The organism is Pyxidicoccus caerfyrddinensis (genome assembly GCF_010894405.1).
Classification (GTDB): domain Bacteria; phylum Myxococcota; class Myxococcia; order Myxococcales; family Myxococcaceae; genus Myxococcus; species Myxococcus caerfyrddinensis.
Window position 1 is genome coordinate 405993 of sequence record NZ_JAAIYA010000008.1, and the last position, 22029, is coordinate 428021.

Genomic DNA, 22029 nt, shown 5'->3' on the forward strand with positions numbered 1-22029 from the left:
GACCCACTGGTGAACGCGTCGCTCCGCGCCCTCGCCCTCGCGGCCGCCCTGCTGGGCACCGCGCCCGCCCCCGCCGCCGAGCCCCGTCCGGCGTCGCGCCTGTCCTCGCGCGACCTGACGCAGCAGCTCGTCGCCGTGGAGCAGGGGCTGCGGGGCGCCGAGGAGAACCTGCGCTTCGTGGAGCTGCAGTACTCGCAGCGCGCCGAGCCCAGCGAGGACGACTCGCGCGAGCGCCGCTTCTCCGACGGAGAGATTCAGTACCTGCTGGGAGACTGGCCGGCGGCGTCCGTCCTCTTCTACGACCTGGTGAGCGAGCCGCGCTTCAAGAGCCACGCGCGCTACACGGACGCGCTCTTCTACCTGGCGGACTCGCTCCTCCAGCAGAACAACTACATCGGCGCGAGGCTGTACCTCCGCGAGCTGCTCGCGCTGCCCATCTCCTCCACCCGCTACCGCGACGCCCTGTCGCGCTTCCTCGTCGTGGCCGGGCGCCTCAACCACTACGAGGGCGTGGACGGCTACGTGGAGAAGGCACGCGCCCTGTCCGGCGGGCAGCTGCCCGCGGAGATGGCGTACGTCTACGCGAAGTGGCTCTTCCGCCGCGTGGACCTGCCGCCCGAGGAGCGCCTCGCCCGCGCGCGCGCCGCCTTCACCCCACTGGCGCAGTCCCCGGACGGCGCCTTCCGCCTCCAGGCCGCGTACCACCTGGGCGTGCTGTCCGTGCAGGCCGGCGACCTGCCCGGCGCCATCCAGCAGTTCCAGCAGCTGGCGCTCTCCCCTACCGCGCAGGCCCCGCAGGTCCACGCAGTGGCCCCCGGCGTGCGGCGCCCCACCACCGGCACGTCGCCCGAGGCCGACACACAGCGCGTGCGCGAGCTGGCGCTGATGTCGCTGGGGCGGCTCTTGTACGAGACGGGCCGCTTCGACGAGGCGCTGGACACGTACAGCCGGGTGCCGCGCGACAGTGAGTCCTTCCCGGACTCGCTCTACGAGGTGGCCTGGGTCCACGTGAAGATGGGCAACCACCAGCTGGCGAAGAACGCCATCGACATCTTGCTGCTGGTGGCGCCCGACTCGCAGCTGGCGCCCGAGGCGCGCCTGCTCCACGGCAACCTGCTGCAGAAGCTGCACAGCTACGACCAGTCCATCGACACGTACACGCACGTCATCGACACCTTCCGCCCGGTGCGGGACACGATGGACAACCTGCTGCGCGTGGACCGGGACCCGGTGGTGTACTTCGACCGGCTCCTCGCGCGCACGGACGCCTCGCCGGACATCAGCACGCTCCTGCCCCCGCTCGCGCTGCGCTACGCCACCACGGAGCGCGAGGTGGCCGAGGCCATCCGGATGGTGGGTGACATCGACAGCGGCCGTAAGGGCGCGGGCGAGGCGCAGGACCTCGCGAAGCGCATCCTCCAGGCGCTGGACACGCGCGGGCTGGAGACCTTCCCGGAGCTGCAGGAGGGCTACACACGCGCGGACGCGGTGGACACCGCCCTCACCCACGCGGAGGCCGCGCTGGTGCGCCTGGAGGGCGCCGCGCTGGAGGACGTGCTCACTCCCGCGGAGCGCGAGCAACTGACGGGCCTGAGGCGCGAGCGTGAGGCCCTGGGCGTGCGCTTCGGCAAGCTGCCCACCACGATTCAGGAGCTGGAGGAGCGGCGCCAGCGCATGCAGGCCCGCGTGGACGCGGTGGACCGCGACGCCTTCCGCCTGGGCTACGAGCTGCGCAGCATGGAGGCCGTCGCCACCTCCATCCGCAAGTGGGTGGACGACACGCGCCTGGAGCGCAAGTCGGACCCCAATGAAGAGCGCGAGTTCCTCGTGCAGCTCCAGGCGGAGACGCAGACCCTGGCGGACCTGCAGGCGGAGCTGGCCGCCACGCGCGCGCGGCTGATGGACGAGCGCAACGCCGCGGCCACGCAGCTGGCCGGCGAGCAGACCATCCGCGCCGGGTACGCCGAGGCGCTGCATCGCGAGCACGAATTGCTGGCCGCCGCTGAAGCCCGCCTGTCCCCGGACGCCGCGAGCATGCTGCTCAAGGCCCACGAGGTGCGGGGCCGCACGGACGCGATGCGCGCCCGCGTGGCGGCGGCGCGGGGCGTGCTGCGCACCCGGCTGGAGACGCGCGGCCGCGTCATCCACGAGAAGGTGGTGGCCGAACAGGAGCTGCTCAACCGCTACGAGGCGGAGGTGGCCTCGGTGACGGGCGACGCGCGCAACCTGGTGGGCCGCATCGCCTACGAGAGCTTCCGCCGCGTGCGGCAGCAGTTCTACGACCTGGTGCTGAAGGCGGACGTCGGCGTGGTGGACGTGGCCTTCACCGAGAAGCAGGACAAGACGACGGAAATCCAGAAGCTGTCCGCACAGAAGGACAAGGCCCTGCGCGAGCTGGACGCCGAGTTCCGCGACGTCCTGGTGGAGGACGGCAAGTGATGCGCCACGGCCTCCTCGCGGCCCTGCTCGCCCTCACCTCCCTTCCGTCCGGCGCCCAGGAGGCCGGGAAGGCCGACGCTCCGGCGGCGGCTCCTGCCTCCGCGCCCAAGGAAGCGCCCGCCGCGGACGCCACGCCGGCCGCGCCCGCGCCGGCCCCGTCGCGCCCCGAGTACCTGAAGGGACTGGGCCGCACGCCCGAGCAGGAAGCGCTGCTCCAGGACGTGAGCCGCGCGCTGAAGACGTACGAGGAGGAGTCGCGCGAGTTCCACCGCGAGGTGCAGCAGCTGGTGGAGCGCAAGTACGAGCAGAAGCGCGGCTCGCTGTCGGGCTCGTACGAGAAGGCCATCCGTGATTTGGAGTCCCAGGAGCGCAAGGAGCGCCTGGCCGCCATCGCCCGCTTCGAGAAGTTCCTCCTCAGCTACCCCAACGAGCCGCGCTACACGCCGGACGTGATGTTCCGCCTCGCGGAGCTGTACTACGAGCGCTCCGCGGACGCGTACCTGGTGTTGAGCAAGGAGTACCGCGACAGGCTCGAGGTGGCGGAAAGCAACCCCGATGCGGAAGTGCCCACCGAGCCGACGGTGGACTACTCGGACTCCATCGCGCTCTATCGCCGGCTGCTGAAGGACTTCCCGGCCTACCGCCTCAACGACGGCGCCACGTACCTGCTGGGCTACTGCCTGGAAGAGCAGAAGCAGTTCGACGAGAGCCTCCTCGCCTACGAGCAGCTCATCTCGCGCTACCCGAAGAGCCGCTTCTCCACCGAGGCGTGGGTGCGCATCGGCGAGCACTGGTTCGAGGACTACGAGGACCCGAAGGCGCTGGACAAGGCCGCCTTCGCCTTCGAGTCCGCCAGCCGCGACACCGCGCACCCGCTCTACGACAAGGCCGTCTACAAGCTGGGCTGGACGTACTACCGCATGGACCGCTTCGACGAAGCGGTGGGCTCGTTCCTCACGCTCGCGGACTTCTACGAGGCCCAGCGCGTGGCCCGGGGTGACGAGAAGGCCGGCGGCGACTTGCGCGAGGAGGCCCTCCAGTACGTGGCCATCTCCCTCGCGGACGAGACGTGGGGCGGCGTCCCCCGCGCGCAGGCCCTCTTCGCGCAGCGCGGCGCCCGCCCGTACGAGGCGGAGGTGTACCGGCGCCTGGGCAACGTCTACTTCGACCAGACGAAGTACCCGGCCGCCATCGAAGCGTACCGGCTGGTGCTGGCGAAGGACCCGCTCGCCCCGGACGCGCCGCGGCTGCAGCAGCGCATCGTCCAGGCGTACACGGGCGACCGGCTGATGGCCGAGTCCTTCACCGAGTCCGAGACACTGGCCAACCTCTACCAGCCGGGCACCGCCTGGTACGAGAAGAACAAGCGCGACCCGGAGGTGCTCTCCGAGGCGAACGCGCTCGTCGAGCGCAGCCTCTACGGCACCGCCACCTACCACCACCAGCAGGCGCTGGTGTTCAAGCAGGAGGGCAAGTTCGAGCAGGCCAACGCGGGCTTCCAGGTGGCCGCGCGCGCGTACGGCGCCTACCTGGAGCGCTTCCCCCGCAGCAAGAGCGCGGGCGAGATGCGCTTCTACCACGCGGAGTGCCTCTACAATTCCTTCCAGTTCGCCGCCGCCGCGAAGGGCTACGAATTGGTGCGCGACACCAACGTGGCGGAGAAGCACCGCGACGACGCCGCGCTCAACGCGGTGCTCGCGTGGCAGCAGCAGCTCGTCGTCGACGTGCAGTCCGGGCAGGCGCCGGACTTGAAGCCGCTGCGCTCCACCGAGCGCCCCGAGGGCGAGGTGGTGCAGCCCGTCGCCTTCACCGCCACCGAGCAGAAGCTCATCACCGCGTCGGACAAGTACCTGGCCATGCTCCCCAAGGGGGAGAAGGCGCCGGGCATCGCGTACAAGGCCGCGGAGCTGTACTACTCGCACAACGACTTCCCCGAGGCGCGCCGCCGCTTCGAGTCCATCGTCCAGACGTACCCGAAGCACGAGGTGGCGAAGTTCTCCACCAACCTCATCGTCGAGACGTTCCTCATCGACAAGGACTGGAAGAGCGTGGAGGAGGTCAGCGCGCGGCTGGCCGCCAACTCGCAGGTCATCGACCCGTCCAGCGACCTCCACAAGGACCTGGTCAAGTTCAAGCTCGCCGGCCGCTTCAAGCTGGCCGACCAGCTCATGGCCGAGGGCAAGCACGACGAGGCCGCGAAGAAGTACATCCAGTTGGTGGACGAGGAGCCGCGCCACGAGTTCGCGGACAAGGCCCTCAACAACGCCGCGGTCGCCTACGAAAAAACGCGCCGCTTCGACTCCGCGCTGAAGCTCTACGAGCGCATCTACCGCGAGTACCCCAAGTCGTCCCTGGCGGACGCGGCGCTGTTCCGCGTGGCGGTGAACGCGGAGAACTCGTACGACTTCGACAAGGCGGTGGGCAGCTACCAGAAGCTGGTGAAGGACTACCCGAAGTCGAAGGACCGCGAGGCCGCGCTCTTCAACACCGGCCGCCTGCTGGAGGGCCAGCAGCGCTACCCCGAGGCGGCGGCGGTCTTCCTGCGCTACGCGGACCTGTTCCCCAACGCGGAGGACGCGCCGAAGAACCAGTACCGCGCCGCCCTCATCTACGAGAAGCAGGGCGACGAGCGCGGGCAGATTCGCGCGCTCCAGGAGTTCGTCACCAAGTTCTCGCGCAAGCCCGGCCAGGTGGAGCTGGTGGTGGACGCCTACCGGCGCATGGGTGACGCGCACCAGAAGCTGGGCAACGAGCGCGAGGCGCAGCGCGCGTGGACGCAGGCGGCCGGCGAGTTCGACCGGCGCAAGCTCCAGCCGGACACGCACCCGCTCGCGGCGGACGCGGCCGCCTATGGCCGCTTCCAGGCGGCGGAGGCCGAGCTGAAGAAGTTCGACCGCCTGAAGATTGGCGGCAAGGGCAAGGCGCTGGAGCGCAGCTTCACGGCGAAGCGCAACGCGGTGAAGTCGGTGAACGAGGCCTACGCGCGCGTCTACCCGTACAAGCGGCTGGAGTGGACGCTGGCGGCGCTGTACCGGCGCGGCCATGCGCTGGAGCGCTTCGCCAACACCATCATCGAGACGCCCGTCCCGGCGGAGGTGAAGCGCCTGGGTGAAGAGGCGGTGGTGGTGTACCAGGACCAGCTCGCGCAGCAGACGACGGCCCTGGAGGACGCGGCGGTGGAGAGCTACGCGGCCACGCTCGCGGAGGCGCGGAAGAATCGCATCTCCAACGAGTGGACGCGGCGCACGCTCGAGGCCCTCAACCGCTTCCGCCCCAAGGAGTACCCGGTGCTGAAGGAGCCCAAGCAGGCCCTCTCCGCGGACGGCGCCTACCCGGATGGCCTTGTGGGCACCGTGGACGGCCCTCGCCCTGCCACCCCGCGGGAAGAGCCGAAGCTCAGTGGCGGAGGTGCACAGTGAGCCCCACCTCGCGTTTCCCCGGCGCCCGCGCACTCTTCGCCGCCGTCGCATCCGGCCTGCTGCTGTCGGCCTGCGCCTCCGGCCCGCAGCCGCGCGCGGATTCAGCAACGCCCGCGCCCGTGACGGACGGCACCGCCGCCGACGCGGGGACCGCCGGCACGGATGCACAGGCCCAGGCCGCGAAGCCCGCGGACGCCGCCCTCGTGCGCCCCGAGGAGCCCCGGGGCCCGGCGCGAGACTTCGCGCGCGCGGTGGACATCGCCCGCAGGGGAGAGCTGACCGCGGCCGAAGCCGCGCTGCGGACGCTGACGCAGGAGCAGCCCAAGCTCGCCTACGCGTGGACGAACCTGGGCATCGTGCAGGAGCGGCTGGGCAAGCCGGACGACGCGGAGCGCTCCTACCGCCAGGCCCTGGCCGTGGCCCCCGAGCAGGAGGCCGCGTGGGACTGCCTCGCGCGCCTGTACGGCCGCACGGGCCGCTCGGTGAAGCTCGAAGCAGAGCTGCGCGGGCTGCTCGAGACGCGCAAGGACTCGGTGCCGCTGCGCACCGCGCTGGCCGTCACGCTGCTCCAGCAGAAGAAGCACGAGTCCGCCGCGTCCGAGGCCAAGCTCGCGCTCAAGGGCGACGAGCGCCACGTGCGCGCCATGCAGGTGCTGGCGCAGGTCTACTACCGCGAGGGCAAGCACGAGCTGGCGCGCATGGTGCTGGAGAACGCGCGCGCCATCGACGCGGAGGACGCGGCCACGCACAACGCGCTGGGCCTGGTGTACCTGGACCTCAAGGCGCGCCCGCAGGCGCTGGAGGAGTTCAAGGAAGCCGCGCGGCTCAGGCCCGACTTCGCGGAGGCGCGCAACAACTTCGGCGCGCTGCTCAACGAGGCGCAGGACTACCCCGCCGCCGTCACGGAGCTGGAGGCCGCGGTGCGCGCCGCGCCGGACTTCGCCTCCGCGCGCCTCAACCTGGGCAACGCGTACCGGGGCCAGGGCGACTTCGCCCGCGCCCGCGCCGAGTACGAGCAGGTGCTGAAGCTGGTGCCGGCCTCGGCGGACCCGTACTTCAACCTCGCCATCCTCTACCTGGACGTGGAGCCGCCCGGGGTGGACACGCTCGAGCGGTTCAAGACGGTCATCAGCTACTTCGAGCAGTACCAGGGCAAGGGCGGGCGGGACGAGCGCATCGACCAGTACGTGAAGGACGCGCGCAAGGGAATCGAACGCGAGGAGCGCCGCCGCGAGCGCGAGCGCAAGGACCAGCTCCGCAAGACCGAGGAGCAGCAGAAGGCCGAGGCCGACAAGGCCGCCGCCGACAAGCAGGCCGCCGAAGCGAAGGCCGCCGCCCAGAAGCAGGCCAGCACGCCGGCTCCGACGGCCGAGGCCCAGCCCCCTGCCCCCGAGGCCGAGAAGGCCCCGGCCACCAGCAAGAAGGCGAAAACCGTCCGGAAGAAGAAGGGCGCCGCCACCGCCCGGACCTCCGAGGGAACCTCTGCTCCGGGTGCGGTGTCCCAGCCGGGGAGTGCACAGTCGCCCACCACCCCTACCCCTGCCCCCGCGCCGGCCGGCTCGGGTAAGCTCGCCAACGACGCCCAGTAGGCCCACCATGCGCACCGCCCTCGCCCTCCTCATGCTGCTCGCCGCCGCGCCCGTGCTCGCGCAGGACTCCGCGTCCGCGGGCAGCGCCAGCACGTCCAGCGCGAGCACGTCCGGCAGCACGTCCACGGCGACCTCGGGGACGGCCAAGAAGCCGCGCAAGGTCATCCGCCTGGACGCCATCACCGTCGAGGGGCGCATCCAGAAGCCCCAGGCCTTCTACATCCTTCCACGCTCCAACCTGAGCTTCGACGAGCTGAGTCGCACGGAGACCTTCGTGCCCAAGGTCGTCAAGAGCGTGGAGCAGGACCCCTTCTAAGCCCATGGCAGCCACTCCGCAGAACAAGCTGCTCCGCGTCGGCGTCATCCAGAACGGCCGCATCGTCGAGGAGCACCACGTCCGCCGCGACAACGTCACCATCGGCAGTGACGCCCGGAACACCATCGTCCTGCCCTCGGCGGATGACCGGCCGGCCCGCTTCTCCCTGCTGGAGCTCCAGGGCCAGCAGTTCCAGCTCGTCATCGACGAAACCATGAAGGGCCGCGTCAACCTCGGCTCCTCGGACGTGGACTTCGACGCCCTGCGCTCGCAGGGGCTGGCCACCCGCCGCGGCGACCTCTACGTCCTGCCGCTGCAGGAGAGCGCCCGCGGCAAGGTGGAGCTGGGCGACGTCACCCTCTTCTTCCAGTTCGTCGCGCCGCCTCTGGAAGACGCGAAGCCGGTGCTGCCCGCGGACATCCGCGTCAGCATGTGGAAGACGATGGACCGCGTCTTCTTCGGCATCCTCGCGGCCTCGCTCTTCATCCACTTCTCCGGCGCCGCGCTCATCATCTCCGCGGAAGCGCCCAAGGAGCCCGAGCTGGCCCTGGACCAGCTGGATGACCGCTTCGTGCGCGCCATCATCCCCCAGCGCCCGCAGGAGGCGCCCCGCGTCGCCGAGGCCGGCCCCTCCGAGGCCCCCAAGGACGACAAGAAGGGCGACGAGCCGAAGGACGCGGCGGACAAGGCCGATACCAAGCCCGCGGGCGGTGACGCCGCCGAGCGCCGCGCCGAGGTGGTGAAGAAGGTCTCCGGCAAGGGCCTGCTCAAGATTCTCGGCTCCAACGGCGGCGGGGGCCAGGGCGCCTTCGCGGACGTGCTGGGCGGAGCCAGCGGCGGTGGCGACATCGCCGCGGCGCTGGCCGGCGCGGGCGGCGTGGGCGTGGCCACCGAGGCCTCCGTGGGCGGCGGCACCGGCCCGCGCGGCGGCGGCGCTGGCCGGGTGACGGGCATCGGCGAAGTGGGCACGCAGGGCGGCGGCAAGGTGGACCTGGGCACCAAGAAGGAGGCCCAGGTGCAGGGCAGGGTGCAGGACGCGACCCCGGACGTGGAGAGCTCGGACGTGGACCGCGCGGCGCTGGCCCGCTACGTCCGCTCGCGCCTCAAGTCCATCCAGAGCTGCTACGAGAAGGAGCTGAAGCGAAACCCCAACCTCAAGGGCAAGGTGGTGGTGCGCTTCGTCATCAAGCCCTCGGGCCGCGCCGGCGAAGTCGAAATCGAGGAGAACACCCTCGGCAGCGAGGCGGTGGGCAGCTGCATCCGCACCACCATCCGCAACTGGGCGTTCCCCTTCAAGCCCGACTCCGACACCGCTGTTTCCTATCCCTTCGTCTTCTCTCCGGCGGGGTAGGCTCCAACGCCTACGCCATCCCACCAGGGCCCCGGGGGGACCATGGAGAAGCTGTCCGTCATTTCGTCGTCACCCCTCTTCGAGATGCTCTCCCCCGCGGAGCTCGCCCGCCTGGCCGAGCTCGCGCGGATGCGCCGCTTCGCGGCCGGAGAGGTCGTCTTCGAGGAAGGAGACCTGGGCGACAGCCTCTTCGTCATCGTCGACGGGCAGGTGGAGGTGGTGCGCCGTCAGCCCTCCGGCGACGTGCACCCGCTCATCGTCCTGTCCTCCCCCGAGTTCTTCGGGGAGATGGGCCTCATCGACAAGGACTACCGCTCCGCCACCGTGCGCGCGAAGACGGACGCGGACCTGCTCCAGCTCACCGCGCAGGACTTGCGCGCCTTCCGGCAGTCGCACGGCGACGGCTTCACCTTCGTCGTCGTCAACATCGCCCGGAGCCTGTCTGCCCGCTTGCGCGAGGCCAATGCCCGCCTCGCTGGGAAGGCCTGAAAACCTGGACCGTGGTCGGTTTGACACCCTACCCCCCTGACTCTACGCTTTGACCTTCATGGAAGGGCCGGGGAGAGCCGTGAGGCGCATGCGCACCGTGGGAACGCTTGTCGTGGTACTCGCCGCCGGGGTGGCGCTGGCGCAGGGCCAGGCACCGTCCCAGCCCGCTGGCGCGCCGCCGGCACCCGCCGCCGCGTCCGTGAGCTTCGAGAAGGCCAGCGACGTGCCGGACGGAGAGAAGCTCACGCGCAGCACCCAGTCCCTGGGCGCCATGCGCGAGGTGCTCCGCCAGGTGCTGGGCAAGGTGGAAGAGGCGCGGCGCACCAAGGACGTGGTGAAGCTCAACTGCGCCAACGAGAAGCTCACCCAGATAAAGGGCCTGCTGCGCATCTCCGAGCAGGCCGACGTGTCGCTCCAGGAGGCCCTGTCGCGCAAGGAGACCTCCACCAGCGACCACGAATACACCAAGGTCATGATCGCCCGGCAGAAGGTGACGCAGCTGCGCGCCGAGGCCGAGGAGTGCATCGGCCAGCTGGCCTTCCGCACGGATGAGAACCTCTTCGTGGAGGTGGAGGAACCGGAGAACCTGCCTGGCGGGGACCCCACCCGGCCGCCGGTGCCGGATGACGTCGTCGTCCGCCCGCCTCCGGCCAGCCCCATCCGCTGACGCTCCGCGTGCCCTCTGGCTCACCGAGCGAGTCTCCATCCTGTGTCCAACAATGATTTCGGCCCCGGCGAATGCGCGTGTTATGACGCCTCGGGCCGTACGCGTGAAAGGTGGGAGAGGGTAACCCTTCCATCAGGGAAGTCCTTCTGAACCATGAAGCTGCCTGGGAAATCTTGGGGGGGTTGGGGTGTGCTGGCGCTGCTGGCGCTGAGCGGCACCTCCACGGCCCAGGAATCGGTGGCAACGCCACCCCTCGGCGGCAATGGCTTCAAGGTGGGCAGCGGGCGGCTTCACCCGTACTTCGACCTGGAGACGCGGCTGGACAGCGGCGTGGGCTACTTCGCCACCCCCGCCGGTGAGGAGCCGACGACGTCGGGCATCTCCCCGAATCTGTCGGGCGAGTTCGCCATGCACTTCCGGCCCGGGTTCCGGCTGGAGGTGCCATCCTCCCAGCTGGCGCTGAACCTGAACGCCAACCTGGACTACGTGCTGTACACGGGCCTGATGACGGCCGACTCGGGCACCGCGTCGCACCTGGAAGGCGCGGCGGACCTGCTGGCGCGCCTCAACCCGGACGCCCCGCTGTCGCTGGAGGTGTCGGACCAGTTCGTGCGCTCAGACCGCACGCGCACCGCGGCCATTGGCGCGGGCGTGCTCAGCCTCTTCAACGAGGCGCGGGTGAAGGTGCCGTGGAGGCCGGGCGGCGGCGCGGTGGAGCTCACGCCCAACGCGGCCTACGCGGTGGAGTTCTTCGAGCCGCTCGGCGCCACCAGCCCGGTGGACTGCACGGAAGGCGTGTGCGACCCGCTCACGGCGGACCGGTTCGACTACGGCAACCTGCACTTCGGCCTGGAGGGCCGCTGGCGCTTCCTGCCGAAGACGGCCGTCGTCATGGACACGGGCGTGGACCTGCGCAGCTACTTCAACGACGGCACCCAGGGCGCCACGCTGGCGCGCGCCCTCCTCGGTGTCGCGGGCCTGGTGTCGCCCAAGGTGGCGGTGACGGCCAAGGCGGGCTGGGGGCAGAACCTCGCCGCCGCGGGCGGGGGCACCTTCCTCGCGCAGCTCGAGGGCACGTACCTCTTCAGCCCCACCCTGAGCTTCAAGGCGGGCTACCTGCGCACGCTGGAGCCGGTGGCGGCCTACGGCCTCTTCACCGACAACCGCGGCTATGGCGAGGCACGGGCGATTTTTGGCGGCAAGCTGACGCTGCACGCGGGCGGCGCGGTGGACTTCATCAGCTTCACCGGCGACCGCGGTGACACCCTCGTCAGCCTGGACGTGGGCCCCGAGTACCAGTTCCGCCCGTGGCTCTCCTTCGCGGCCGGCTACATGCTGGGCTCGCGGACGTCCTCGGTGACGGGCGGCGGCCTCAACTACACGCGCCACGAGGGGTATGCTCGCCTCTCCGTGACGTACTGAAGCCGCACCGCTCCTGCCCTGCCCTGGCGACATGCCGGGGCGCCCCACCTGGAATGACCCTCACTCGCTCCTCCCTGGCCGTGGTGCTCCTCGCGGCGTTGCCCGCGTGCTTCGGCACGGCTTCCCGCCCGCCCCCGCCGACTCCCACGCCGGCGGCCGAGGCAGGGGAAGCACGCGCGGGTGGCGGCACGCTGGGCCCCGGTGACGTGGTGGAGGTGCGCGTCTTCCAGGAGCCCGAGCACTCGGGTACCTGGCGCGTGTCCCCCGAGGGCACCATCGACTACCCGCTGTGCGGCAAGGTGCCGCTGGAGGGGAAGACGCCCAGCGGCGCGGCGGACGCGCTGCAGACGTGCCTGGCGCGCTACGTGCGCCGGCCGCAGGTGTCGGTGCTCATCCGCGAGTACAACTCGCAGAAGGTCTTCGTCTTCGGCGAGGTGCAGAAGCCCGGCACCTTCCCGGTGGACGGGGAGATGTCCATCGTCCAGGCGATTACGCTGGCGGGCGGCTTCACCAAGCTGGCGGCGAAGAACAACACGCTGGTGACGCGCGTGGTGAATGGGCAGGAGCGCAAGATTCGCGTGCCCGTCGAGGACATCGGCGTGGGGCGGGAGAAGAACTTCATGCTCCAGCCCGGCGACATCGTCTTCGTGCCGGAGAGCTTCTTCTAGCCCTTCGGCTTCCAGTCCATGTCGTCCACGAAGCGCTTCGCCTCGGCCAGCAGTTCCGGCGCGAGCGCGGGCGCGGAGGCAATCACGTCCCCGCGCAGCACGCTGAAGGGCGCGCCGGTGACGTGGCGGATGACACCGCCGGCCTCTTCCACCAGCAGCGAGCCCGCGGCGATGTCCCACGGCTTGAGGCCGAACTCGAAGAAGCCGTCGAAGCGGCCCGCGGCCACGTAGGCCAGGTCCATGGCGGCGCTGCCGGTGCGGCGCATGCCCTGGGCGCGGAGGATGAAGCGGTTGAAGAGGCCCACCGGCCCCTCCGGGCGCTCGCGCACGTCGTAGGGGAAGCCCGTGCACAAGAGCGCCCCGTGCAGCGTGGCGACGCCGCTGGCGCGCAGCGGGCGGCCATTCAGCGTGCCGCCCTCGCCCCGCGCGGCGGAGAAGAGCTCGTCCAGCATCGGGTCATAGACGGCGCCGGCCAGCACGCCGCCGGGGCCCTCCACGGCGACGCTGACGCAGAAGTGCGGCACGCGGTGCGCGTAGTTGGTGGTGCCGTCCAGCGGGTCCACCAGCCAGCGCAAGTGGTTGGCGCCGGCGCTGGCGCCGCTCTCCTCGGCGAGGATGGCGTGCGTCGGGTGGCGCTCGCGGATGAAGGCGAGCAGCGCTTCCTCCGACGCCTTGTCCGCGTCCGTCACCAGGTCGATGCCGCCCTTGTACTCAATCGTGCGCTCGCCCAGGAACCGGTCCTTGAGGATGCGGCCGGCGAGGCGGGCGCCCTCCTCCGCGGTGCGGCGCAAGGTGGCGGGCGTGTCCTGGGACATGACGTCGCTTCCCTTCCCTACGGCGCGGGCTCGGCGAGCAGCGCCTCGATGTGCGACTGGTAGCGCGTGAGGAACTCCTCGGCGAAGCCCTCCTCGAGGTGGCGCACCACGCCGCGGCGGTCGATGTAGAAGGTGGTGGGCATGCCCTTCACCTTCAGCGTGCGCTCGGCCACCTGGGCATTCTCGTCCAGGAGGATGGGCAACCCCACCTTCGTCTCCTGCAGGAAGGGGGCAATGGCGCGCGCGTCCTCGTCCACGCTCAGCGCATAGATTTTGAGGCCCCGGCCGGCGTACTCGCGCGCGAGGTTCTCATAGAAGGGCAGCGCGTCCCGGCACGGCTCGCACCAGGTGGCCCACACGTCCAGCAGCACCACGCTGCCCCTGTCGCTGGCGAGGTCATACGGCTCGCCGCCGGGGTAGCGCCTCACCTTGAACTCCAGCGGAGTGCCCGCGCGGGCCTCCGGTGCCGTCGCCGCGCCGCCGCCGCTGGGGGCGGGGTCGGTGAGTGGCGGCAGTTGCGACTTCGCGCACCCGGCGAGCGCGAGGGCCGCAATCAGGGCGGCGAGGGAAGGACGCGTGCGCATCTTCAGGCTCCCAGCCGCGCCTTGAGGGCCGCGAGCAGCTTGTCGATGAAGCCACCGAAGGCGCCGTTGCTCATGACGAGCAGCACGTCGCCGGGACGGGACTCGCGGGCCACCAGCTCCACCATCGCCTGCACGTCCGTGGAGCCCTCCGCGGCGATGCCCTGGGCCTGGAGGTCCGCGACGAGCTTTCGCACGTCCAGCTCCTCACCGACGGGCACCTTGTCGTGGCGCTCGGGCACCTTGAGGCTGGCGCGGGCGGCGCCGGTGAAGGCGTGCGCGTAGTCCTCCTGGTGGATGTTGCGGCGGCTGGTGTTGGAGCGCGGCTCGAAGATGGCCCACAGCCGCCGCTCGGGGTAGCGGTTGTGGACGGCGGCGATGGTCTCCCGCACCGCGGTGGGGTGGTGCGCGAAGTCGTCCACCACCATGATGCCGCCGGGCTCACCTCGCACCTCCTGCCGGCGCTTCACGCCGCTGAACGTCGCCAGGCCCTTGCGAATCTCCTCGAAGGACAGGCCCAGGCCGCGCGCCGCGGCGATGACGCTCAGCGCGTTCTCCACGTTGTGCAGGCCGCCCATGGGCAGGTCCACCGTGCCCAGCACCTGGCCGCGCTCCACCACGTCGAAGCGCGCGCCCGCGGCGCTGAAGGACACACCGCGCGGCGTGTAGTCCGCGTCCGCGCCCTCCTTCGCCACGTACGTCACCACGCGCCCCAGGCAGCCCTCGCGCGAGAGCTTCACGGCGTTGGGGTACGCGGCGCAGACGACGAGCTGCCCGTCCTTCGGGATGAGCCGGACGAACTTCTCGAAGGTGGCCTCGTAGTGGGGCAAATCGCGGAAGATGTCCGCGTGGTCGAATTCCACGCTGGTGAGGATGGCGGTGCGCGGGCGGTAGTGGAGGAACTTGGAGCCCTTGTCCCAGTACGCGGTGTCGTACTCGTCGCCCTCGACGACGAAGTGCGGCCCCTTCCCCACGCGGTAGTTGCCCGCGTAGTTCTGGGTGACGCCGCCCACGAGGAAGGACGGGTCCTTGCCGGCCTCCACCAGCACGTGCGCCATGAGCGAGGACGTGGTCGTCTTGCCGTGCGTGCCGGCCACGACCACCGAGTGCGAGCGGTCCAGGAAGAGCGAGCCCAGCGCGGCGGGGAAGCTCATCTGCTTGAGGCCGCGCTCGCGCACGGCGGTGGCCTCCGGATTCACGCGGCGGATGACGTTGCCGATGATGACGAGGTCCGGCTTCGCCGCGTCCAGGTTCTCCGGACGGTAGGGCGAGGAGGCGGGGATGCCCCATGTCCTGAGCATGTCGCTCATGGGCGGGTAGACATTCTCGTCGCTGCCGGTGACTTCGTAGCCAGCGGCCTTGAGCATGCCCGCGAAGGAGCCCATGCCGGTGCCGGCCACGCCCACCAGGTGGATGCGGCGCACACTGCCGGGTTCGAGAGTCTCGAGGACGTTTCCGTTGTCGTCAGCCATGCGTTCCCTGCTTCAAGTCGGTGAGGTCGAGCGCCTCCACGACGAGGTCGTGGAAGACGGGTCGAAAGTCGCGGATGCGCAATTCGTTGCGGCCGTTGGCCACGCGGTTGGTGACGAGCGCCACCACCAGCGAGCGGCGCAGGTCCACCCAGAGACTGGTGCCGGTGAAGCCCAGGTGCCCCACCGCGCCCGGCGGCGTGTCGCCGATGTAGTGGCCCGCGCTCGACAGCGTCGCGGACGGCGAGTCGAAGCCCATGGAGCGCGTGCTGCCCTCCACGAGCGAGTCGGTGGCCAGCAGGCGGTGCCACAGCGGGCCGGGCGCAACCGCCGCGCCGCCGGAGCACCCGTCCAGCACGGCCTGCCCGAAGCGGGCCACGTCCACCGCGGTGCCGAAGAGGCCCGCGTGTCCGGCCACGCCGTCCATCACCCAGGCGTTGTCGTCGTCGACCTCACCGGGCCGCGTGGGCTGCGTGGGCACGTCCTTCCAGAGTCCCTCCTGGCCGGGCGCGGGCTCGCGAGGACGCGTGGCGCCGGTGGGCGCGGGGGTGGAGTCGGCGGGGAAGTCCGTGAGGCGGTGGAAGCGCGCGGACAGGCCGAGCGGCTCGGCGATGTAGCGCGTGAAGAGCGTGTCCAGCGGGGCGTTGGCGGCGCGGGAGAGGATTTCGCCGAGGAGGATGAAGCCCACGTCGCTGTACGCGGTGCGGGTGCGCGGCGCGGCGGCGAGCGGCGTGGCGGCGGCGGCCTGGATGACGTCCTCGCGGACGCGGGCGCGCACGGCGGAGGGACAGTCCGCGTCGAGCAGCTCCGGGTGAGCGGTGAGCGCCTGGGCGAAGAAGGGCACGAAGGGCGGCAGGCCGGAGCGGTGGTAGAGCAGGTCCGCCACGGTGGCACCCGCGTCGCCCACGGGCGAGCCGGGGAAGAAGCGGGACACGTGCGTGTCCGGGCCCACCTTGCCCTCCGTCCACAGGCGCAGGAAGAGGGCCGTGGTGCCGAGCACCTTGGTGACGGAGGCGAGGTCGAAGCGCGTGTCGCCGGAGACCTTGCCCGTCACGTGGCCGAAGACCTGGACGCCCCGGTGCAGGACGATGGCCTGGGCCGCGGGGAAGACACCGATTTTGCACGCGTCGTCGAGGACGGTCTGCAGAATCGCGATGGGGTGGGGACTGCCGCTCATGCGCGCACGGCTCCTTCGAGGAAGGTGAGGCGCGCGGCGTCGGCGTCCAACCGCACCTGGGTGCCCAGGGCGACGGGGTAGTTGATGTCACCGTGGCCGATGGGGAAGCCGGCGGCGCAGGGCAGGCCCGCCTCCTTCGCCAGCTCCCGGAGCACGTCCGCGCTGGAGTAGTCCGCCTTCCGCTCCTCGCACGAGGTGAAGTCGCCCAGGACGATGCCGCGCACGCGCGAGAAGACGCCCGAGAGGCGCAGGTGCGTCCACATGCGGTCGATGCGGTACGGGCGCTCGGTGACGTCCTCCAGCAGGAGCACCGCGCCGTCGAGCGGCGGCATGTACGGCGTGCCGATGAGCCGGGTGAGGACGGAGAGGTTGCCGCCGACGAGGTGGCCCTCCGCCATGCCGGGCACGTAGGTGGCCGTGCCCGTCAGCGGCGGCGGGGCCTCGGGGGACTCGAGGAGGCGGAAGAGGTAGTCGCGAACCTCCACCGGCTGCCGGCCGAGCTGCGTGAGCACGGGCGCGTGGATGGAGACGCGGCCGAGCACCTGCATGGCGCCGTGGACGGAGGTGACGTCCGAGAAGCCGCAGAAGGCGGTATGCGTGGCGTCCGCGAGCGGGAGGTCCGGCAGGAGGCGGGCGCTGCCGTAGCCGCCGCGGGCGCAGAAGATGGCGCGGGCGTCGCGGTCCAGCAGGGCGCGGGAGAGTTCCTCCGTGCGCCGGACGTCATCTCCCGCGAGGTAGCGGTGCGAGGAGAAGATGTCGGGACGGTGGACGGGGGTGTAGCGCTCCGCGAGGACGGCCAGGCCCACCTCGAAGCCGGGGCGGTCGAAGGCGGAAGCGGGGGCGACGACGTGGACGGTGTCGCGGGGACGAAGCGAGAGGGGCTTGAGCCAACGCACGTCGCGCTTCATAGCACCGGGGCCGTGGGGGGCACGCCGTTTCGAGCCAGCGCGACTCGAAGCGTTGAGTACCCCCGTCCGTCGGAACGAGGACACTGCGGCCGCTCGGCGCCTCCTCCCCTACCCGGCCGAGCGCTCCATGACGGCGGCGAAGAAGGCGTCCGTGCCATGGCGGTGCGGCGCGACGAAGAGGAACCCGTCCCGGACACACGCGGGCGCGAGCCAGCCCGCGCCCGGACGCACGAGGTGGAACTCGGGCCGCGAGGCGAGGAACGCCGTGACGAGGTCCTCGTTCTCCGCGCGGTTCACCGTGCACGTCGCGTAGACGAGCCGGCCCCCGGGACGCACGAGGTCGCCCGCGTGCTGGAGGATGTCCTGCTGCAGCGGAGGGAAGTGGGCGAGCACGTCCGGGCTGGCGCGGAAGCGCAGGTCGGGGCCGCGGCGCAAGGAGCCCAGCTCCGAGCACGGCGCGTCCACGAGGACGCGGTCGGCGCCAAGCCCTGGCTCCGGCGGCGTGCGGAGCACCTGCACGTGCGAGAGGCCGGCGCGGGCGCTGCGCTGGAGGAGCCGGTCGAGGCGCTCGGGGTCCGGGTCGTACGCCATCAGCCGGCCGGCGTCCTTCATCTCCGCGCCCAGCAGCAGCGTCTTGCCACCGGCGCCGGCACACAGGTCCAGCACCGTCTCCCCGGGGTGGGCCTCCACCAGGAGCCCGAGGAGCTGGCTGCCCTCGTCCTGGACCTCGAAGAGGCCCTCGCGCAGAGAGGGCAGACCGTAGAGGTTGGGGCGCGGGCCCTCGACGTGGAGCGCGAGGGGACTCCACGGGCCGGGCCGGGTGGTGACGCCCTCGGTGAGGAGGCGCTCCGCGAGGGCGTCGCGAGAGGTGCGCAGCGGGTTGGCGCGCAGGGTGATGGGGCCGGGCACGTTGAGATGAGCGCAGAAGGCGTCGGCTTCGGGGCCCAGCTCGCGGGCGAAGTGGTCGGCGAGCCAGTCCGGCAGGGAGGCCCGGAGGGCGAGCGTGGGGGCGTCCCCGGCGTTCAGGACCGGGGGCGGGCCCTCCCCGAGGCCGGCGAGGGCGGCGGCCTCGGCGACGGGGACTCCGGCCAGGCCGTGCAGCAGGGCGTAGAGGAGGAAGGGGGGTGTGGCGTCCTCGCGGCCCAGGAGGAAGCCGAGGCGGCGGCGCCAGAGGCCGACGTTGTAGACGGCCTCCTTGAGGGCCTGGCGCTGCTCCCGGGAGAGGTGGCGGTGGTCTCGGAGGGTGCGGTCGAGGACGCGCTCGGCCGGGGAGCCGGCGAGCACCTGGGCAATGGCCTCCGAGGCAATGGAGACCAGGCCCGCGAGCGCGGACCAGGGCTGGGAGTGAAGCCGCGAGAGCGGATCAAACGGGACTGTTGACACGGCGGGCTCCGTTCTCTACAAAGCGCGTCATCTCGGCAACGCCGTTTTGCCGCGACGTACATATTCCCCGATAGCTCAGCCGGTAGAGCGGGTGACTGTTAATCACTAGGTCCGAGGTTCGAGTCCTCGTCGGGGAGCTGAAGTGAAGAGGCCCTGCCAGAAATGGCGGGGCCTTTTTTGCCTCGAATACCTCAGGCCAGTTCAGGCATCCTCTCCCCTGTTGACGTATTGTTCCAGGGCGAATCGAGAAGTCTGAGGCAACTTTATGGGGACCGATCACGAAGGCCAACTGCGCATTACCGGCCCTGTGACCGAGGACCACACTGTCCCGGCAGAGGTTCTGGTCCGTACGCTCGAAGGCATGCAGCAAACCGCTTGGCTCCTCGCTGCCTCTCGCGAGGGGCTGGAAGTCCACCAACGATTCAAGCCCAGCGCGGACTTCCGCAAGCGCTACACCTTGCGCTGCGCTCTCCCCCAGCCTGGCAGCTACGCCGTTCCCATGGACATCGGAGAGGGCATTCCCAGCTTCCCGGAACCTGTTCATGCACACGGCCTTCTGAACGATATCTACACGCTTTGGGACGCAGTCGCCCGCGGCAGCTTCGAGCAGGTCAAAAACCTCGTCCCAGACTCGGCCTACCGACAGCGACTCCTTCAAGAGACAAAGAAGCTGCTGCCAAAGCGAGGTGATGCCTGGGGATTGGCCCTGACCGCTAAAAACCGGGACCAAGAAATCATCCTCGGCCCCAAGGCCATGCCCGCTCTTGAGCAATGGACGGATGAGCAGTGGCTGAGCACCCCCGAGGAGCGTCGCGAAACGACCTCGGTGATTGGCCAAATGGTCAGGATTGACTTCTCGGAGCGAAAGGTCGTCATCCTCTATCCCCCCACCCAAAAGGAGGTTGACTGCGTCTACTTGCCGCAAGTCGAGGAGCGCCTCCTTGAAGCCAGACGAGGCCTCTTTCAGGTAACGGGTTACTTCGTTGTTGACGAGGAAGGCCACCCCAAAAAGCTCATGGAGGTAAGTAACATCGAGCCGGTTGACCTCAGCCCAATGACTTTCGTTTCCATCGAGCATGATGGCCAAGAGTACAGTTTATCTCCTCCTCTAGTTCTTACCCCTTCTCTCGATGAGGAGAGCCAGCAATATTTTGTGGCGGAACATCCTGAGCTGCACGTCATGGTGCATGGACGTACACGGGAGAAACTGGCCGACGAGCTTGCCGAACAGTTAGCCTTTCTCTGGCGCGAGTATGTCGAAACCGATCCCTCTACACTTGCGGATGATGCCTTGCAGCTTCGCCAGGATCTCAGCCGACGCGTGAGCAGGAAGAATGGCTAGTCGCAAACGTAAGGATGTCGAGACTGCTCTCCAGCGTAAAGGCTTTGTTCAAACGGATGGCGACCACCACTACTACGCCTATCACGAGCTTGGGAGTAACAAGAAGACCGCCATCTTCACAAAGACCAGTCATTCGGGCTCAGACCTCGACGACTTTCTGTTGGCTCGGATGGCAAAGCAGTGCCGCCTGAACAAGCGCGACTTCATGAGCCTCATTGACTGTCCGCTCGACCAAGAGAGTTACGAGCGCAAAGTGCTTCCTCCCAAAAGCTCCCCATAAATACTCGCACTGGTGATGGGGGCCTCAGCGCGTATGAGTTCTCCTGAATCCGGCGTTGTCTCCGGGTGACAACTCACTACGACATCGGGCAGAACTGAGGCTCCTTCATTCTTAGAGACTCCTTCTACAGGCCCGTCCAAGTCATAACGCACTCGCTGACGTGCGCCTTTCACTGATTCCAAACTCCCGGTAGCCCCAGCCTTCGCCCCACACACGTTCCTCCACTACCGAGCGGCCATATTAAAGAGCCGACCGTCGGGTCCCTCGGCGAGAGGAAGTTGTGGCGCTCCAGCAGCCAGTGTTCGTTGTACCGGTGGGTGGGCCCACTCCAGTTGGGCCCTCCGGAGTTGCTCCACGGTGGAGAAGTAGCTCGCCGCGAAGCCCTCCACCTCCAACCGCAGCCTGTCGTGGATGGCGCGGGGCCCCAGTCCCTGCCCGAGCAACCCCTCCACGCGCTGCTGCCAGGGCACCAGCGACGAGGTCTGCTGGCGGTGGCAGCCTCGACGGCAGGTGCGCCTGCACCAGCGCCTTGAGCACCTCCAACTCGGGCACCGCATCGGCTGGTCCCTCCAGCACACCGGCCGCAGAGAGCGCCGCGGTATGTCCTCTCCGTATTCGGGCCCATTCCCAACAGTCGTGCCACTTCGCGCGCACACGTCCCCATGCGGTGCAGCCGCACCAACTCTCTCAACCTGTCCATGTCGACTCTCCGGTAGCTCATCCGCGCGCGTCCCTGGGCGCACCGCGGGGGCGGTGCTCGTGGGGGGCGCGAGGATGCACGGAATGACCGGCCGGGTAGGCGCTCAGCCCACTTACTGGCCGCGTTTCTTCCGTATCCGATGCACGAGCCCCGTCTGGTGGAGCTGAGCCGGCGCGCGCAAGGTGGGGCGCATGGCAAACGAGGAGCTGTGGAGGAAGCGAGTCGCGGACTGGCGCGCCAGCGGGCTGAGCGCGGCGGAGTACTGCAAGGGCCAGGAGTTCACGACGGGCCCGCTGTACCGATGGTCCAGTCGTCTGGCGGAGACAGCGCGCGGTGAGGCGGGCTCCGTGCTGCCCATGGTGCGGCTGGTCACGGCCACGGCCTCCGTCGAGGCGGCGCCGCGGACCGCCCAGGTCATCATCGAAGTGCAGGGCGCACGTGTCCTGGTTCCGCCTGGCGCGGACGTGGCGACGGTGGGGGTGGTGCTGGAGGCGCTCGGGGTGGCGGGCCGGAGCGTGGCGCGATGATTCCGCACGGCGTCGAAATCTTCGTCGGGCTTCAGCCCATCGACTTGCGCTGGGGCTTCGAGCGGTTGGCGGGACTGGTGGAGGAGCGGCTGGGCCGCCCGACGCGCAGCGGGGCGCTCTTCGTCTTCTTCGGCAAGCGGAGAAGCGCGCTCAAGGTGCTCTTCTACGACGGCACGGGGCTGTGCCTCTTCTACAAGCGCCTGGAGACGGGCCGCTTCCGACTGCCGCCGGTGGACGCCGACGCGCAGTCCGTCGCGCTCGACGCCACGCAGCTGGCGATGCTGCTGGACGGCATCGACGTGGCCGAGGTGAAGCGCCAGCCCGCCTGGACGCCCCCGGGGCGGACAGGTACCTGAGCACGTCGCCTCGTGAAGGGCCTACCCGACGCGTTGTTGAGTCCGGGTGCCACGCGTCCTCCCACTCGACCACCACTGCCCCTGGCGCGAAGAAGCCGAGGAGTTGAGAGGGCGGCTGACCTCGCTGGAGG

Annotated in this window: 19 protein-coding genes and 1 tRNA gene; 14 read left to right on the forward strand and 6 right to left on the reverse strand. The window is 70.1% G+C overall.

Annotated features, from left to right (window positions below; all coding sequences use genetic code 11):
- The first annotated feature begins 9 nt into the window (after nucleotides 1-9).
- From G4D86_RS21505 to G4D86_RS21545, 9 genes are all read left to right on the forward strand, one after another.
- On the forward strand, nucleotides 10-2439 hold the full coding sequence (locus G4D86_RS21505; protein ID WP_163995844.1) for a tetratricopeptide repeat protein: 2430 nt from the start codon (nucleotides 10-12) through the stop codon (nucleotides 2437-2439).
- Entirely contained in the window at nucleotides 2439-5858 is a 3420-nt protein-coding gene (locus G4D86_RS21510) for a tetratricopeptide repeat protein (protein ID WP_163995845.1), read from the forward strand. The genes G4D86_RS21505 and G4D86_RS21510 overlap by 1 nt, the downstream gene beginning before the upstream one ends.
- Complete coding sequence (locus tag G4D86_RS21515; protein ID WP_163995846.1) at nucleotides 5855-7447, forward strand: tetratricopeptide repeat protein; 1593 nt, start codon at nucleotides 5855-5857, stop codon at nucleotides 7445-7447. Before G4D86_RS21510 ends, G4D86_RS21515 begins: the two co-directional genes overlap by 4 nt.
- Before the next feature lie 7 nt (nucleotides 7448-7454).
- Complete coding sequence (locus G4D86_RS21520) at nucleotides 7455-7763, forward strand: hypothetical protein (protein ID WP_163995847.1); 309 nt, start codon at nucleotides 7455-7457, stop codon at nucleotides 7761-7763.
- Nucleotides 7764-7767: 4 nt separating this feature from the next.
- Nucleotides 7768-9114: an AgmX/PglI C-terminal domain-containing protein gene (locus G4D86_RS21525; RefSeq protein ID WP_163995848.1), complete on the forward strand. Its 1347-nt coding sequence runs from the start codon at nucleotides 7768-7770 to the stop codon at nucleotides 9112-9114.
- A gap of 42 nt (nucleotides 9115-9156) precedes the next feature.
- The gene (locus tag G4D86_RS21530; RefSeq protein ID WP_163995849.1) at nucleotides 9157-9603 is read left to right on the forward strand and encodes a Crp/Fnr family transcriptional regulator; all 447 of its coding nucleotides are present in this window, start codon (nucleotides 9157-9159) and stop codon (nucleotides 9601-9603) included.
- 88 nt (nucleotides 9604-9691) lie between these two features.
- Complete coding sequence (locus tag G4D86_RS21535; RefSeq protein WP_205519670.1) at nucleotides 9692-10270, forward strand: hypothetical protein; 579 nt, start codon at nucleotides 9692-9694, stop codon at nucleotides 10268-10270.
- 153 nt (nucleotides 10271-10423) lie between these two features.
- Nucleotides 10424-11692, forward strand: a complete 1269-nt coding sequence (locus G4D86_RS21540) for a hypothetical protein (protein WP_163995851.1) — start codon at nucleotides 10424-10426, stop codon at nucleotides 11690-11692.
- 53 nt (nucleotides 11693-11745) lie between these two features.
- Nucleotides 11746-12360 (forward strand): polysaccharide biosynthesis/export family protein, encoded by a 615-nt coding sequence (locus G4D86_RS21545; protein ID WP_163995852.1) that lies wholly within the window; start codon nucleotides 11746-11748, stop codon nucleotides 12358-12360.
- Here the strand turns inward: G4D86_RS21545 and G4D86_RS21550 are convergent.
- The 6 genes from G4D86_RS21550 to G4D86_RS21575 form a co-directional block, all read right to left on the reverse strand.
- Nucleotides 12357-13175 carry an inositol monophosphatase family protein gene (locus G4D86_RS21550; protein WP_163995853.1) on the reverse strand — a complete coding sequence of 273 codons (819 nt, stop codon included), beginning with the start codon at nucleotides 13173-13175 and terminating at the stop codon, nucleotides 12357-12359. The genes G4D86_RS21545 and G4D86_RS21550 overlap by 4 nt on opposite strands.
- A gap of 17 nt (nucleotides 13176-13192) precedes the next feature.
- The gene (locus G4D86_RS21555; protein ID WP_163995854.1) at nucleotides 13193-13759 is read right to left on the reverse strand and encodes a TlpA disulfide reductase family protein; all 567 of its coding nucleotides are present in this window, start codon (nucleotides 13757-13759) and stop codon (nucleotides 13193-13195) included.
- A gap of 2 nt (nucleotides 13760-13761) precedes the next feature.
- A complete protein-coding gene (gene mpl / locus G4D86_RS21560) occupies nucleotides 13762-15228 on the reverse strand; it encodes a UDP-N-acetylmuramate:L-alanyl-gamma-D-glutamyl-meso-diaminopimelate ligase (RefSeq protein ID WP_163995855.1) in 1467 nt (488 codons plus the stop codon).
- Nucleotides 15221-16402 (reverse strand): serine hydrolase domain-containing protein, encoded by a 1182-nt coding sequence (locus G4D86_RS21565; RefSeq protein WP_163995856.1) that lies wholly within the window; start codon nucleotides 16400-16402, stop codon nucleotides 15221-15223. Before G4D86_RS21565 ends, mpl begins: the two co-directional genes overlap by 8 nt.
- Nucleotides 16399-17310 carry a S66 peptidase family protein gene (locus G4D86_RS21570; protein ID WP_163995857.1) on the reverse strand — a complete coding sequence of 304 codons (912 nt, stop codon included), beginning with the start codon at nucleotides 17308-17310 and terminating at the stop codon, nucleotides 16399-16401. The genes G4D86_RS21565 and G4D86_RS21570 overlap by 4 nt, the downstream gene beginning before the upstream one ends.
- 108 nt (nucleotides 17311-17418) lie before the next feature.
- Nucleotides 17419-18618 carry an RsmB/NOP family class I SAM-dependent RNA methyltransferase gene (locus tag G4D86_RS21575; RefSeq protein ID WP_205519681.1) on the reverse strand — a complete coding sequence of 400 codons (1200 nt, stop codon included), beginning with the start codon at nucleotides 18616-18618 and terminating at the stop codon, nucleotides 17419-17421.
- A gap of 139 nt (nucleotides 18619-18757) precedes the next feature.
- Between G4D86_RS21575 and G4D86_RS21580 the strand changes: the two genes are divergently transcribed.
- From G4D86_RS21580 to tnpB, 5 genes are all read left to right on the forward strand, one after another.
- Nucleotides 18758-18830 (forward strand) — tRNA-Asn (locus G4D86_RS21580).
- A gap of 128 nt (nucleotides 18831-18958) precedes the next feature.
- Entirely contained in the window at nucleotides 18959-20035 is a 1077-nt protein-coding gene (locus tag G4D86_RS21585) for a hypothetical protein (protein WP_163995859.1), read from the forward strand.
- Nucleotides 20028-20315, forward strand: a complete 288-nt coding sequence (locus G4D86_RS21590; RefSeq protein WP_163995860.1) for a type II toxin-antitoxin system HicA family toxin — start codon at nucleotides 20028-20030, stop codon at nucleotides 20313-20315. The genes G4D86_RS21585 and G4D86_RS21590 overlap by 8 nt, the downstream gene beginning before the upstream one ends.
- 891 nt (nucleotides 20316-21206) lie before the next feature.
- Nucleotides 21207-21542, forward strand: a complete 336-nt coding sequence (gene tnpA, locus G4D86_RS21595) for an IS66 family insertion sequence element accessory protein TnpA (RefSeq protein WP_163995861.1) — start codon at nucleotides 21207-21209, stop codon at nucleotides 21540-21542.
- Nucleotides 21539-21898, forward strand: a complete 360-nt coding sequence (gene tnpB, locus G4D86_RS21600) for an IS66 family insertion sequence element accessory protein TnpB (RefSeq protein ID WP_163995862.1) — start codon at nucleotides 21539-21541, stop codon at nucleotides 21896-21898. Before tnpA ends, tnpB begins: the two co-directional genes overlap by 4 nt.
- Nucleotides 21899-22029 lie beyond the last annotated feature (131 nt).